The organism is Mycobacterium sp. 1081908.1, from assembly GCF_001673535.1.
Classification (GTDB): domain Bacteria; phylum Actinomycetota; class Actinomycetes; order Mycobacteriales; family Mycobacteriaceae; genus Mycobacterium.
The window spans coordinates 52,094-65,970 of sequence record NZ_LZLY01000119.1 but is presented as its reverse complement, the minus strand read 5'-3'; the positions used below and the strand labels follow the sequence as shown (position 1 = coordinate 65,970).

The window sequence follows — 13,877 nt, the reverse complement described above, 5'->3', positions numbered from 1 at the left end:
CCGCCGCCTAGAAGGGCGGCGGCTTGTTGCGTTCGGCGACGCGCTCGTCGTTGAGCGCACGTTCGGCGTCGATGCGGCGGTTGCGGTCTTGTTCGCGGGTGCGGCGGCGGGTGGGCATCATGATGCCACGCTCCCCAAGGGGTGGGTATACGGTTGGGGCACTGGGCAATTCGCCGGTGGGCAGGCATAAGCTGGGAAACAGCAGCCTGCTGCCAGGCCGGGTGACGTACTCGCGCCCGGCCGGTGAGGTCCACACGACGGTGCCATCCGGCCACTGCCGGTCGCGCCAGCCGGGCCAAAACGTCTTGAGCAGGTGATGTTTTCGGCACAGGCATTTGAGATTTGACGGATGGGTGGGCCCCAGAGGGTAGGGGATGGTGTGGTCGATGTCGGCGCATTCGGCGGGCCGATCGCAGCCCGGGAAGCGACAGGTCATGTCGCGGCAGCGGATGAATCGCTGCAGCTGGGCCGAGGGCCGATAGCCCGGTTCGGGTGGGCCATCGGCGGGAAAGTGCACCGGCCTGACCTTGGCCCCGCCGCGGATCAGCTCGGCGACCATCGACGCGGGCAGCGTGCCGCCGCCGAGCAGATGCGCGGCCGGGGGCCGCGGTCCGGGCGCCAGGTCGGGTTCGGGATCCGGAGCCAGGGCCTCGGCCAGTGTCATCCCCGGCGTGATGGGCCGCGACGCGCGCTCCCCGGAGGTGTGCGGATCGGGCTGGGCCTCCAACGTGCCCTCGTGGGCGACGACGTGGACGACGACCGCGCCGGCGCGTGGGTCGACCTCCACGGCGGCGCGGCATTCGGCGCTCCCGCAGCCGCAGGGCAGGCATTGGCCCCCCGCGGCCAGGGCACCCAGCGCGTCGGCGCGGCGCTGGTCGAGCGTGCGCGGGTCGTCGGGGCAGACCTGCTCGGCCATGTGGGTCAGTTGGCGCTCCAACAGGGCCGCGTCGGTGGCCAGCAGCGAACCCCACAGGGATGCGGTGCCGGACTGGTCGTCTGCGGGGCTGATCGTGACGTGGCGTCCGCGGGCGCCGGCGCGCGCGCGGCGCAGGGCCGCGGGGTCGTGGCGATCCACGATCGCGTCGATGGCCTGGGCGGTCCGGCTCACCGACATCGGCCCGAAGTGCTTGGCGTCGGCGGCCAGCGTCTCGTCGACCAGCCGCAGTGTGTCGGGGTCTTTGATCAGATCGGTGTGCCATACCAGCGCCGAAGCCAGCCGCGCGCTGATCGCGCCCTCGGCGAACAAGGCCGCGACCTTGGGCAGCCGGTTGCGCAGCGCCACCGCCAGATACATCTGCCCCGAGGCCATGGCATGGCTGATGCCTTGGGCGGCAGCGACTTCGGCGGCCATCGCGTCCCAGTTGTCACACGACCAGTGCGCGCGATCCGTCGGGCCATCGGCACGTCGGGTCACCCATTCGGCGATCGCCGCCAGCCGCCGAGCCGCCGCCGCGGCCTCGGCCCGGGCGCCGTCGGCGATCGCGGCCACCACCGCCGCATCGTCGGCCCGGGTTAATTCGAACATACTTTCGAATCTAGGCCATGTCCACTGACTCGGGCGGACCCGAAGCGCGCAATTGTGGACAAACTGCCAACTGTGGATAACTACGCCGGGCGTTCGGTCACCCGCAATCCCAGCGAAAACAGCAGCCGCACTTCGGGATCCGATAGCGAGGTGCCAAGCAACTTTTCGATCCGCCGCACCCGGTAGCGGACGGTATTGGGATGCACCCGCAGCACGTGCGCGGCCGCGCCGACGTCGCCGAAGCTGTCCAGGTAGGCCCGCAGCGTGTCGACCAGCATCGGATCCCGCTCCCGCAGATCGCGGATCCGGGGATCGAGCAGGCGCTTGTCGGCGCCGACCAGGGTGACGATCTCGTCGAGCAGGACGGTGGTCCGCGCTTCGGCCAGCGTGGTCACCTGTCCCAGGATCGGATGTCGCTCGGCGCTGTCGAGCACGCGGTCCACCTCGGTGCGCGCCGCGGCGACGTCCATCGGGCCGGCGACCGGTGCGGCGATCGCCGCCCGCAGCTCGACGCCGAGCTCGCTGCGCAGCGCGCCGATCGTGCCGCGCACCCACGAGGTGACCGACCGGGTCGGCGCGGTCTGCGGCAGCAGCACATAGATGCGCGAACCGCGGGAGGCGACCTGGGCGTCGCGGCGAAAAGCGCTGGCGCTCAACGCCAGGACGTCGGCCAGCCGGGGGTGACGGGCCCCGGTGCCGGTGGTGTCCCAGCCGATGAGCGCGGCGGCGCCGTCGGCGGTGAGGCCGAGCTCCCGGGCGATGGCCGGCACGTCGGCGGGCTCGCCGTCGGTCAGCGCGAGGAGCTGCTGCACCCGGCGCGCATGGGTGGACGGCCGGGCGGCCAGCCGGGCGATGATTCGGGCCGCCAATACCGCGGCGCCGCGCAACATTTCGTCGGCGTCGTCGGCCAGCGGCTGCGAGCCCTGCTGCACCCAGATGGTGCCGGCGAACAGCCGCGGCAGGTGCGGACCGGCCGGGGGCTGATGGATCCCGATCGCGAGCCGCGGCCGCAGGCCCAACTCCGGGCGCTCGGCGACGCGCACCACCTCGCCGCTGGAGCGCAACGCGTCGAAGATGCCCCATTGGCCGATCCACTTCAGGTGCTCTGGCGGGCCGGCGCGGCCCAGGATGGAAAGGCGGCGCAGCTCGTCGGCCTCGTCGTTGGATGCCGAGTAGGCGAGGACGTGCGACTGGGCGTTTTCGATCGAGACCATGCCGTGGATGCGTTCGGCCAGCGACTGCGCCAAGCCGAACAGGTCGGTGCCCGAATCGTCGACCGGGTCGCCGCGGTCCCCGTGATGTTCCAGGACGTGGTTGACCAATTGATAGAGCCGTTCCCAGCGCGCCCGCGGTTCGACGGCCACCACCGCCGACCCGGCCGCGACCGCCGTCGCCACCAGGGCGGCCGACGGCCCCTTGGCGAAGATGGCCACCGGCGCGCGGGCTTGTTCGTGCAGCCACCGCTGCGCCTCGTCGTCGGCGACCCCGAGCAGGAAGAAGACGTCGGCCGAGCCGGCCGCCGCCGCCAGGCCCAGCCGCACGTCGTCGGAATCGATGAGCGCCGCGGATCCCACCGGCAGGTCGAGGCCCCGGGGGGCGTCGACCAGGCTGACCAGGGTCGCGTCCAGCGCGAGCAGCAGCTGGCCCAGGCCGACCCGCGCCGTTTGCATGTTGTCCGATCTTACTACCGATCGGTGCTTTTCTTGTCCAATCGGCTAACAGGATCGCACCTCGGGCGGGGGACCCTTAGCGGCATGGACGCGATCAGCCAGGTACCGGTGCCGGCAAACGAGCCGGTCCACGACTATGCCCCGCAATCCCCGGAACGAAGCCGCCTGCTCGCGGAGCTGAGAGCCCTGGCCGAGAACCCGATCGACCTGCCGCACGTCGTCGGCGGCAACCACCGGATGGGCGGGGGCGAGCGCATCGATGTGGTGCAGCCGCACCGGCACAACGCGACGCTGGGCACCCTCACCAACGCCGTTCCCGCCGACGCGACGGCGGCCATCGAGGCCGCGATGGCCGCGAAAAAGGACTGGGCGGCAACGCCTTTCGATGAGCGCGCGGCGGTGTTCCTGCGGGCCGCCGACCTGCTGGCCGGGCCGTGGCGCGAAAAGATCGCTGCCGCAACGATGCTCGGCCAATCCAAGTCGGTCTATCAGGCCGAGATCGACTCGCCGTGCGAGCAGGTCGACTTCTGGCGGTTCAACGTGGCCTTCGCCCGCCAGATCCTGGCTCAGCAGCCGATCAGCGGGCCCGGCGAATGGAACCGCAGCGACTACCGCCCGCTGGACGGCTTCGTCTACGCCGTCACGCCGTTCAACTTCACCTCGATCGCCGGCAACCTGCCGACCGCGCCCGCGCTGATGGGCAACACCGTGGTGTGGAAGCCGTCCATCACCCAAACGCTTTCGGCCTATCTCACCATGCAGCTGCTCGAGGCGGCGGGCCTGCCGCCGGGCGTGATCAACCTGGTCACGGGGGACGGGTACGCGGTTTCCGATGTGGCGCTGGATGATCCGCGGCTGGCCGGCATCCACTTCACCGGGTCGACGGCCACATTCCAGCACCTGTGGCAGCGGGTGGGCGCCAACATCGGCCGGTACCACAGTTATCCGCGGCTGGTCGGGGAGACCGGCGGCAAGGACTTCGTCGTGGCGCACGCCTCGGCGCGCCCGGACGTGTTGACCACGGCGCTGATTCGCGGGGCCTTCGACTACCAGGGGCAGAAGTGCTCGGCCGCGTCGCGCGCGTTCGTCGCGCACTCGGTGTGGCAGCGCATGGGAGATGACTTCCTGGGTCAGAGCGCCGCGCTGCGCTACGGCGACGTCACCGACCTGACCAACTACGGCGGCGCGCTGATCGACCGACGGGCGTTCATCAAGAACGTCGACGCCATCGAGCGGGCGAAGGGTGCGCCCGGCGTGACGATCGCGGTCGGCGGTGAATACGACGACAGTGTCGGCTATTTCGTGCGGCCCACGGTGCTGCTGTCCGACGACCCGACCGACGAGTCGTTCGCGACGGAGTACTTCGGCCCACTGCTGTCGGTGCACGTCTACCCCGACGACCAGTACGACCGGATCCTGGACGTCATCGACACCGGGTCCCGCTACGCGCTGACCGGCGCCGTCATCGCCGACGACCGTGCGGCCGTGCTGAGGGCGCAGGATCGGCTGCGGTTCGCCGCGGGCAACTTCTACGTCAACGACAAGCCGACCGGCGCGGTGGTCGGTCGCCAGCCGTTCGGGGGCTCGCGGGGGTCTGGCACCAACGACAAGGCCGGTTCGGTGCTGAACCTGTTGCGGTGGACGTCGGCCCGCACCATCAAGGAGACGTTCGTCCCGGCCACCCACCACACCTACCCGCACATGGAGAGCGACTGATGGCCGGCGTGTTCGCGCGCGTCGTTCGCCCGGCGATCATGGCGGCCCGGCGGCGCGAGGGGTTGCGCCGGGCCGCCGAGCGGCTGCCGATCACCCGGCGGGTGGTGCGCCGGTTCGTGCCCGGGGAGACGATCGAGTCCGCGCTGGACAGCGTTGGCGCGCTGCGTGATTCGGGCCGCCTCGTCAGCGTCGACTACCTCGGCGAGGATGTCAGCGACGTCGACCACGCCGATGCGGCGACGCAAACCTACCTGGATCTGATCGAGGCGCTGGGCCGCTCCGGCGATGTGGGTGATGACGGCATCCGGCCGCTGGAGGTGTCGCTGAAGCTGTCGGCGCTGGGCCAGTCGCTGGAGCGCGACGGCGAGAAGATCGCGCGGGAGAACGCCTGGTCGATCTGCTCGGCCGCGCAGCGGGCCGGGATCTGGGTGACGGTGGACGCCGAGGACCACACCACCACCGACTCGACGCTGTCGATCGTGCGTGATCTGCGCGCGGAGTTCCCTTGGCTGGGCACGGTTTTGCAGGCCTACCTGCGACGCACGCTCGGCGACTGCGAGGAATTCGCCGCTTCCGGGGCCCGGATCCGATTGTGCAAGGGCGCCTATGACGAGCCCGCGTCGGTGGCCTACCGGGACGGCGCCGAGGTCGCCGAGTCCTATCTGGCGTGTCTTCGGGTTCTGATGGTCGGGTCGGGCTATCCGATGGTGGCGTCGCACGACCCGGCGATCATCGCCGCGGTTCCCGCCATCGCCGGGGAATTGGGCCGTGGCGCCGGGGATTTCGAATACCAGATGCTGTACGGCATCCGCGACGGCGAACAGCGACGGTTGACCGGGGCGGGCAACCGAGTGCGGGTGTACGTTCCGTTCGGCACCCAGTGGTACGGGTACTTCATGCGGCGGCTCGCCGAGCGCCCGGCCAACCTGGCGTTCTTCCTGCGCGCGCTGGCGGATTGAGTGTGAGCTCTGGGCTCCGGGTGTGAACCCTGGGCGCCAAGATCGCACAACCGCCGCCCCGGGTTCACACGCAAAGCCGACGATGCGCACCCGAGCGCGTCGCCGGGCGTAGCCTCTGCGCTATGAGCCTGGTTGTCGACGAGATGCCCGACCTCGGCATCACGCGGGTGTCGCGCTGGATCTTCAACTGTTACGTGCTGAGGGGCGACGAGGGCGTGGTGGTCGTCGACGCCGGGCTGCCGCGGGTCGCCGGCGATCTCGCGGCCGTGCTGGCTCGCGGTGGAACCCTGCGGGCGGTCGTGGCGACGCATGGACACAGCGACCACGTCGCCGGCGCGGTGGAGTTGGCCGCGCGCCACCGCGCGCCGATCTGGTTGCCCGAGGCGACTCTCACGTATCTCGACGGGGTGAAACCGCGCACCCCGACGCCGGCGAAGGCCGCGACCATCTGGCCCACCATGATCGACCAGCCGCTTGACCGGGCCGGCGTGGCCGGGCTGCTCGGCGGCGCCCGGGTGGCGGGCTATGGCACCCCGCTCGGCATGCGCTGGAGGGGCCCGTCACCCGCCGGCGGACTCTGCGACGGCCAGCCGCTGCCCGGCGCTCCGGAGTGGACCGTGATCAATGCCAACGGTCACACCGACGACAGCATCGCGTTGTGGAATCCGGCCACCCGGACGCTGCTGTCGGGGGATGCCGTGCTGACCGTCCGCGGCAAGGCTTGGCACACACCGGAAATCGTAGACGCGTCGAGTGCCGCCGCCACCCGCGCGCGCCTCGAGGAGCTACCGGTCGCGCACCTGCTGCCCGGCCACGGCCGTCCGGTTCATGCCGCCGAAACCGTTTGGCCGCAACAGCGCCGGTGAGTGTGCGCTGACTTACTTGGGTGTGCATCGAGGGCGTGAAAATCGCCCAAATCTCGCCCTGGGCGCACACTGAACGCCCACGATGCACACTCGACCGCGAATGCTAACCGCGACGGGGCCGCGGGCGATCGCCCGCGAATCCCCGCACCACGTGTGCGCGCACGAACTCCGCCGCCACCTCGGGGTCGTCCATGTTCAGCGTCGACGAGGGCGTGCTGAAGAGTGAAAAGAGTATGCGCGCGAACCATTCTCCGGCGGCCTCGACGTCGAGGTCCTTGCGGACCTCTCCGGTGAGCCTGGCTGCGGACAGATACGGCGCGAAGAAGTCGACGCACTCGCGCAGCAGCACCGCGGCGTCCTTGGTCAGCAGCAGGCTGATCGCGTCCTCGTCGAAGTACTTCTCGGTGGCGATCACCCGCCGCGCCTGGGTGACGAACACCGCCGCGCGGCTCAGCTTGTCCTCCAGCGAGCTGCCCTGGTCCATCGCCCTGGACATCTCGCGGTAGAAGCGTTCGGACGCGTGTTCGGCGCACGCCTCGACGATCGCGCCCTTGTCGCTGAAGTACTCGTAAACGGTGCTGCGTGAAACGCCAGCCTGCTTGGCGATGTCGACGATGGTCGCCTTGTCCAATCCCTGTCTGCCGAAACACATGAACGCCGACTCGACGATGAGTTCGCGCGTGTCGGTGGTCTGCGCCGCCTGCGTCGTCACGGCACCAACGCCCCCCTCGGCACCAGCCCGGCATCGGCCGCGGCGAAGGCTTCGTTGACGTCGTGCGGGCGGAACGGTTTGGGCATCAGCCGGCCGAACGGAAAGTTGGTGTGCCGCAGCTTGAGCGCCACGGTCCCCGGGGCGGGCGCCGTGAGCGGGAATTCGGCCAGCTCGACCGCGCCCCCCGGTGCGGTCAACACCGCGAGCTTGGGCATGAGCTTCCCCCCTTTAATCCGCCGGCCCGAGGATCAGCCCGCTGGTGGGCACGCCGGTCCCCGACGTGACGAGCACGTGCTGGACGCCCTCGACCTGGTTGTGCGAGGTGCCGCGCACCTGGCGCACGCCCTCGGCGATGCCGTTCATGCCGTGGATGTAGGCCTCGCCGAGCAGCCCGCCGTTGGTGTTGATCGGGAATTCCCCACCCAGCGACAGGCGTTCGACGGTCGCGAAGTCCTTGGCCTCGCCGCGCCCGCAGAAGCCGAGCTCCTCGAGCTGCGTGAACACGAACGGCGTGAAATGGTCGTAGATGAAGGCGGTTTGGATGTCCTGGGGCTTGAGGCCCGAGTCACGCCACAGCCGGTCGGCGACGACCCCCATCTCCGGAAGCCCGGTGATGTCGTCGCGGTAGTAGCTCGTCATCATCTCGCCGTTGGCGGCGGCGCCCTGGGCGGCCGCGGTGATGATGGCCGGCGGCTGGCGAAGGTCGCGGGCGCGTTCGGCGCTGGTCACCACCAGGGCGACCCCGCCGTCGCTCTCCTGGCAGCAATCCAGCAGGCGCAGCACGGGTTCGACGATCCACCGTGAATTCTGGTGGTCCTCGAGCGTGATGGGGCGCTGGTAGAACCAGGCATCGGGGTTGGTGGCCGCGTGCGCGCGGTCGACGACGGCGATGCGGCCGAAGTCCTCGTTGGTCACCCCATACGTGGACATGTAGCGCTGGGCGTGCATCGCGACCCAGGCCGCGGGGGTGAGCAACCCGAACGGGGCGTAATGCGCCATGAACAGCGGGGTCGCGGTCATGTCGCGTCCGCTGCCGCCGAACCGGAAGCCGGAGCGTTCGTTGAACGCGCGCCAGCACACCACCACGTCGGCTACGCCCGTCGCGACGGCCATCGCCGCGTGCACCACGGTGCCGGCCGCCGCGCCGCCGCCGTGATGGACGCGGGAGAAGAAGCTCAGGTCACCGATGCCCACGTTGCGGGCGATGTCGATCTCGTCGCTGGAGTCCATGGTGAAGGTGACCATGCCGTCGACGTCGGCGGGCGTCAGGCCGGCGTCGTCGAGCGCGGCACTGACCGCCTCGCAGGCCAATTGGAGCTCGCTGCGCCCGGACTCCTTGGAGAACTCGGTCTGGCCGATGCCGACGATGGCGCAGCTGCCGGGCAGCGAGGGGCTCATGCGCGGGCCCCGTCCAGCAGGCTGAGCACCGCGGTGCCGGAGACGTGGTCGCCGAGGCTGTTGGAGCCCTTGAAGGTTACTTCGACGAAGTTCTCGCCGTCGGAGCCCTCGGTTTTGGACGTCACGGCGCCGGTGAAGCGCAGCGGGTCGTCGGGGAAGCACGGGACGCCGAGGCGGATCGACAGGTTTTTCACCATCGCCTCGGGCCCGGCCCAGTCGGTCAGGAAGCGCACGCAGTACCCGTTGGTGGTGAGGATGTTCATGAACAGGTTCGGCGAGCCCTGCTTGTTGGCGAAGTCGCGGTCGTGGTGCACCGGCATGAAATCGCGCGACGCGATGGCGCCGGCGACGATCATCGTTGTGGTGATGGGGATTTCGAGCGGGGTCGCCTCGTCGCCGACATTGATGTCGGCCCATTTGAGGGTGGTGCGGCTGGTCATCGGTTTCCTTCCGGATAGGTGCTGCCGATACTGGCCAGCTGCGCAGTGGCGGGGCCGAGCGTGAGCTCGTTGTGCTTGGCCCACAGGAAGTAGCGGTGCAGGGGATAGGTGACGTCGATCCCGATGCCGCCGTGGACGTGTTGGGTGGTGGCGGCGACCCGGGCGCCGGCGTCGGCGGCCCAGAACTTCGCGATGCGGGCCGCCCTTTCGGCCTCTTCCGCGGGACGTTCCCGCGCGATCAGCCAGGCCGCATGCCAGGTGGTCCATCGGATCGCCTCGACGTCGATGAAGGCGTCGGCCATCCGCTGCTGCACCGCCTGGAAGCTGCCGATGGGTCTACCGAATTGCTCACGGCCGCTGGTGTAGTCGGCCGCGATGCGCAGGGCCCGATCGGCGACGCCGAGCTGGATCGCGCACAGGCCGACCAGAGCCCGGGTGTGCAGCGATTGGATCGGGCCGTCGAGCCGGTCGTGGGCGGAAACCGTTGCGCCGTCGAGGAATACGTCCGCGTGCGGTTCGCGGTTGGTGGTCGTGACCGGCCGGATCTCGACGCCACGGGCGTCGGTGCGCACCAGGAACAGGCCGGCCTCGCCGTCGTCCGTCGAGGCCGGGATCAGGATGGTGTCGGCCAGTTGCGCGGCCGGCACCAGCTCCTTGACCCCGTCCAGTCGCCAATTGTCCCCGTCCCGAGAGGCTTTGGTGGACGGGCTGGCCGGGTCGGATCGGCCGGGCTCCTGCAGGCCCGCGCTCAGGATGCGGGTTCCGGCGACGACGCCGGGCAGGAACCGTTGCCGTTGTTCGGGGGACCCGTGCCGGGCGATCGGATCGGCGCCGAGCACCAGCGTCGCGTAGGCGGGCACCGGGGCGACGCTCCTGCCCACCTCGGCCAGGAGCACCGCCAGCTCCAGGAAGCCGCCGCCGTTACCGCCGACCGCCTCGGGCAGCGCGGTGCCCAACAGGTCGGCGGCCGCCAGCTCGCGCCACAGCGCGGCGTCGTAACGGGTGTCGCCGGCCTCCAGCTCGGTCAGCCGTTCGGGGGTGGCCCGGCGCTCGAAGATCTCGCGGGCGAGCTTGGCGACCGTCTCCTGCTCTTCGGTGAACGTGAAATCCATCGCGCCACCTACCGGACGGGCCGGAACTGGTGCAGCACCAGGTCGTCATCGAAGGCCTGGTAGTACACCTCCACCGGCATCCCGACCGTCACGTCGGCGGGGTCGATGCCACACAGGTTCGACACCACCCGCACCCCCTCGTCGAGCTGCACCAGCGCCACGATGTAGGGGTACTCGAAGAACGGGAACCGGGGTTCGTGCGGCATCACGTAGCTGTAAACGGTGCCGCGGCCCGCGGATTCGATCGCCTCCCAGTCCAGGGACCGGCAGTTCGGGCACATCGGGCGCGGCGGGTGGCGCAGCGCCCCGCAGCCGCCGCAGCGCTGGATCAGCAGCTTGTGCTCGCGCAAGCCGTTCCAGAAGAACTCGGTGTCCGGGCTGATCGCCGGCGCCAGCCGGGGGGCCATCAGGCGGCCGGCCTGAATCGCAGCACGCGGAATCGCTGTCGCCCCAGCACCTCGCCGGCCTGATCGGTGTAGGTGATCAGCCAGGTCAAAAAGAAGCCGGTGCCCAGCGCCGTCTTCTTCTCGTCGGAGACGTCCTCGAACACCGACGTGGCGCTGATGACGTCACCCAGCCGCGGATACCGTTCGATCTCGAACTCCGAGTTGGTCGCCACAGTGCTGCTGTACCCGGCCTCATCCAGGAATGCCGTTGGGTTGCTGAGGATCTCGACGGGGGCGCCGCCCCGCTCCCGGATTCCCTCCAGCTTCGGCGACGGCATCGTCCAGGTTTGCAGCATGACCGGCGGCGACACGATGCCGCCGAACCGCGACGACGCCGCGAACTCGGGATCGAGGTAGACGGGGTTCATGTCGTCGAGCGCGTGGGCCCAGTGCCGGATCATCGGCTGGTTGACCGGATCCGGTGCCACGGTGGGCAGTCCGGTGCCGCCGGTGGGCTGGCCCACGAGCGCCCGCAGCTTCGCAAGTACCTCGGAATCTTGGTCGGTCATGTTCCTCCTGTTTGCTGGGGGCGTAGGTCGCGGGGCGCCCTCGGCATCCCCAACCCGGCCATGGCGATGATGTCACGCTGAATCTCGTTGGCGCCACCGCCGAACGTGTTGATGACCGCCCAGCGATACGCGGTTTCCAGGGCGCCGCGCAACGGTGCGTCGTCGCCGCGGCGCACGCCGTTGCCGTCGAGCACCTCCAGCAGCTGGCGGGCGACCTGCTGGGTGAGCTCGGTGCCGAAAACCTTTGCGGCCGAAGCTTCTCCCATGTTGAGCACGCCTTTGGTCATCGCCGCGTTGACGCGCGTGTTGACGAGTTTGTACGCGGCGACCTGCGCCTCGACCCTGGCCAGCGCGAGGCGCACCCAGGGCTGGTCGATGACGCGGCCGCCGTCGAGCTCGGTGGTGGAGGCCCAGTCCAGGGTCTTCTCGAACAGCGGCTCGAGGGCGCCCAGGTTGCCCAGGGCGGCGCGTTCGAAGTTCAGCTGGGTGGTGATCAGCTGCCAGCCCTGGTTTTCGCCGGCCACGATGGCGCTGGCCGGCACCCGGACGTCGTCGTAGAACGTGTAAAAGGTGGAAATGCCCGGCATCGTGTGCAGCGGCTGCCAGGAGAACCCGGGCGACGAGGTGGGCACGATGAAGATCGAAATGCCCTTGTGTTTCTTGACGTTCGGGTCGGTGCGCGCGGCCAGCCAGATGTAGTCGGCGTAGGCGGCGCCGCTGGTGAACATCTTCTGGCCGTTGATCACGTAATCCGCGCCGTCGCGGACCGCGGTGGTGCGCAGCGACGCCAGGTCGCTGCCCGCCCCGGGCTCGGAGTAGCCGATCGCGAACTCCACGCTGCCGTCGAGGATGGCCGGCAGGAATTTCCGCTTCTGCTCCTCGGTGCCGCACTGCATCAGCGTGGGGCCGACCGTATTGAGCGTCACCAGCGGGATCGGTGCGCTGACCCGCTGCGCCTCCTGAGCGAAGATGAATTGCTCGATCTCCGAGAAGCCCCGTCCGCCATACTCTTTGGGCCAGCCGACACCCAGCAGCTTGGCCGCGGCCAGGGCGCGCACACACTCCCGCACCTCGGGACCGCCCTCCATGCGATCGCTGAGCGCCATGCTGCGTTCGGGCGTCATCACCTTCTCCAGCGCGGCACGGATCTCGGCGCGCAGCCGCTGTTGCTCGGGCGTGTAGTCGAGTTCCATCACTTAGCCTTCCCGAGCCGCACCGGCATCCGCTTCACGCCGGGCACCATGGTGGCGCGCATCCGGTCCACCTCGCCGACCAGCTCCAGCCTGGGGAAGCGCCCCAGCAGCTCGTCGAACATCACGGACGCCTCCAGGCGGGCCAATTGCGCACCGACACAAGAGTGTTCACCGCAGCCGAACGCGATGTGCGGATTCGGGTGGCGGGTCACCTTGAACTCCTCGGAGTCGGGGCCGAAGATGTCCTCGTCGCGGTTGGCCGACCCGTACAGCATCACCACCGTGTCGCCTTCGGCGATCGGCTGCCCCCGGATCTCGACGTCGGCCGTCGCGGTGCGCGCCATGTGCACCACCGGGCTGTTCCAGCGCAGCATCTCCTCGACGGCGCCCGGGATCAGCGTGCGGTCCTCGGCCAGCAGCCGGCACTGGTCGGGGTGGGCGATCAAGGCCAGGGTGCCCAAAGCGATGAGATTGCGGGTGGTTTCGTTGCCGGCCACCAACAGCAGGAACGCGAAGTTGAGCAGGTCTTCGTCGGTGAGGCGGACCCCGTCGATCTCGGCGCCCGCCAGCACCGACAGCAGGTCGTCGCGCGCCTCGACGCGCCGCTGGGCGATCAGCTTCTGGAAGTATTCGAAGAGCTGCCCGATGGCCACGAAGGGATCGAGTTCGATCTCCGGGTCGGCGGTTCCGGTGGCGGCGTCCGACCAGGCCCGGAACTGCTCCCAGTCGTCGGGCGGGGCGCCGATCAGCTCGGCGATCATCCGGGTGGGCAGCGGCGCTGCGATCTCTTCGGCGAATTCGTGCACGGAATCGGGTTGGATGCCGTCGAGGATGCCCCGCACGATCTCGCGGATCTTCGGCTCGAGGACGGCCACCCGCCGCCGCGTGAATCCGGAGTTGATCAGCTTGCGCATCTGCCGGTGCCGCGGCGGGTCGGTGAAGATGAGGCTGCCCGGCTGGACCGGGCTCGGCTGTGCGGGATCGGGGATGGTGATGCCGCCGGTGGACGAGAACAGCGCGGGGTTGCTCGACACGAAGCGGATGTCCTCGTACTTCAGCAGCGCCCAGAAGTTCGTCACGTCGTTCCAGCACACCGGCGACGTCGCGCGCAACTCCCGGTACGCCGGGTACGGATGGCCCGCATAGAAGTCGGGGGAATGCAGTGGAAAAGCGGTCCGCACGGCGGGCCTCCCTCGGCAGGCGATCCGACACATCACGCCAATGTGTCTTGCGCCGTTGTGTCTACTCCGGTCCGGCCCTGTCTGTCAATGCGCCGCCAACGCCGTGAAATAGAGCGGAATTCGTTCAATTGGTGATTGACGCCGGGCGGC

At 69.6% G+C, this 13,877-nt stretch carries 14 protein-coding genes; 3 read left to right on the top strand and 11 right to left on the bottom strand.

Translation table 11 applies throughout. The features are described 5' to 3' along the window. Positions 1-7: 7 nt before the first annotated feature. Together A5655_RS18840 and A5655_RS18835 are read right to left on the bottom strand one after the other, a co-directional pair. On the bottom strand, positions 8-1,525 hold the full coding sequence (locus A5655_RS18840) for an HNH endonuclease signature motif containing protein (protein WP_067012534.1): 1,518 nt from the start codon (positions 1,523-1,525) through the stop codon (positions 8-10). 80 nt (positions 1,526-1,605) lie between these two features. Continuing rightward, positions 1,606-3,195 (bottom strand): CdaR family transcriptional regulator, encoded by a 1,590-nt coding sequence (locus A5655_RS18835; RefSeq protein ID WP_067012532.1) that lies wholly within the window; start codon positions 3,193-3,195, stop codon positions 1,606-1,608. Between the two features lie 84 nt (positions 3,196-3,279). Here A5655_RS18835 and pruA point away from each other — a divergent pair, with 84 nt between their 5' ends. From pruA to A5655_RS18820, 3 genes are all read left to right on the top strand, one after another. After that, positions 3,280-4,911, top strand: a complete 1,632-nt coding sequence (gene pruA / locus A5655_RS18830; protein WP_067012530.1) for an L-glutamate gamma-semialdehyde dehydrogenase — start codon at positions 3,280-3,282, stop codon at positions 4,909-4,911. Further along, complete coding sequence (locus A5655_RS18825; protein ID WP_067012528.1) at positions 4,911-5,870, top strand: proline dehydrogenase family protein; 960 nt, start codon at positions 4,911-4,913, stop codon at positions 5,868-5,870. The genes pruA and A5655_RS18825 overlap by 1 nt, the downstream gene beginning before the upstream one ends. 122 nt (positions 5,871-5,992) lie before the next feature. After that, the gene (locus A5655_RS18820; RefSeq protein ID WP_067012526.1) at positions 5,993-6,736 is read left to right on the top strand and encodes an MBL fold metallo-hydrolase; all 744 of its coding nucleotides are present in this window, start codon (positions 5,993-5,995) and stop codon (positions 6,734-6,736) included. A 103-nt stretch (positions 6,737-6,839) separates the two neighbouring features. Here the strand turns inward: A5655_RS18820 and A5655_RS18815 are convergent, their stop codons facing one another. From A5655_RS18815 to A5655_RS18775, 9 genes are read right to left on the bottom strand one after another with little or no spacing between them, the layout of a single operon-like run. Further along, positions 6,840-7,448: a TetR/AcrR family transcriptional regulator gene (locus tag A5655_RS18815; protein WP_067012524.1), complete on the bottom strand. Its 609-nt coding sequence runs from the start codon at positions 7,446-7,448 to the stop codon at positions 6,840-6,842. Further along, positions 7,445-7,663, bottom strand: coding sequence for a hypothetical protein (locus tag A5655_RS18810; protein WP_067012522.1), 219 nt, complete (start codon positions 7,661-7,663; stop codon positions 7,445-7,447). The genes A5655_RS18815 and A5655_RS18810 overlap by 4 nt, the downstream gene beginning before the upstream one ends. A 13-nt stretch (positions 7,664-7,676) precedes the next feature. After that, entirely contained in the window at positions 7,677-8,846 is a 1,170-nt protein-coding gene (locus A5655_RS18805) for a lipid-transfer protein (protein ID WP_067012520.1), read from the bottom strand. Beyond that, positions 8,843-9,286: a MaoC family dehydratase gene (locus A5655_RS18800; RefSeq protein WP_067012518.1), complete on the bottom strand. Its 444-nt coding sequence runs from the start codon at positions 9,284-9,286 to the stop codon at positions 8,843-8,845. The genes A5655_RS18805 and A5655_RS18800 overlap by 4 nt, the downstream gene beginning before the upstream one ends. Next, positions 9,283-10,398, bottom strand: coding sequence for an acyl-CoA dehydrogenase family protein (locus A5655_RS18795; RefSeq protein ID WP_067012516.1), 1,116 nt, complete (start codon positions 10,396-10,398; stop codon positions 9,283-9,285). The genes A5655_RS18800 and A5655_RS18795 overlap by 4 nt, the downstream gene beginning before the upstream one ends. An 8-nt stretch (positions 10,399-10,406) precedes the next feature. Continuing rightward, positions 10,407-10,805: a Zn-ribbon domain-containing OB-fold protein gene (locus A5655_RS18790; protein WP_067012514.1), complete on the bottom strand. Its 399-nt coding sequence runs from the start codon at positions 10,803-10,805 to the stop codon at positions 10,407-10,409. Further along, complete coding sequence (locus A5655_RS18785; RefSeq protein WP_067012512.1) at positions 10,805-11,353, bottom strand: MaoC family dehydratase N-terminal domain-containing protein; 549 nt, start codon at positions 11,351-11,353, stop codon at positions 10,805-10,807. Before A5655_RS18785 ends, A5655_RS18790 begins: the two co-directional genes overlap by 1 nt. Continuing rightward, positions 11,350-12,546, bottom strand: coding sequence for an acyl-CoA dehydrogenase family protein (locus A5655_RS18780; RefSeq protein WP_067012510.1), 1,197 nt, complete (start codon positions 12,544-12,546; stop codon positions 11,350-11,352). The genes A5655_RS18785 and A5655_RS18780 overlap by 4 nt, the downstream gene beginning before the upstream one ends. After that, positions 12,546-13,760: a cytochrome P450 gene (locus A5655_RS18775; protein ID WP_067012508.1), complete on the bottom strand. Its 1,215-nt coding sequence runs from the start codon at positions 13,758-13,760 to the stop codon at positions 12,546-12,548. Before A5655_RS18775 ends, A5655_RS18780 begins: the two co-directional genes overlap by 1 nt. Positions 13,761-13,877 lie beyond the last annotated feature (117 nt).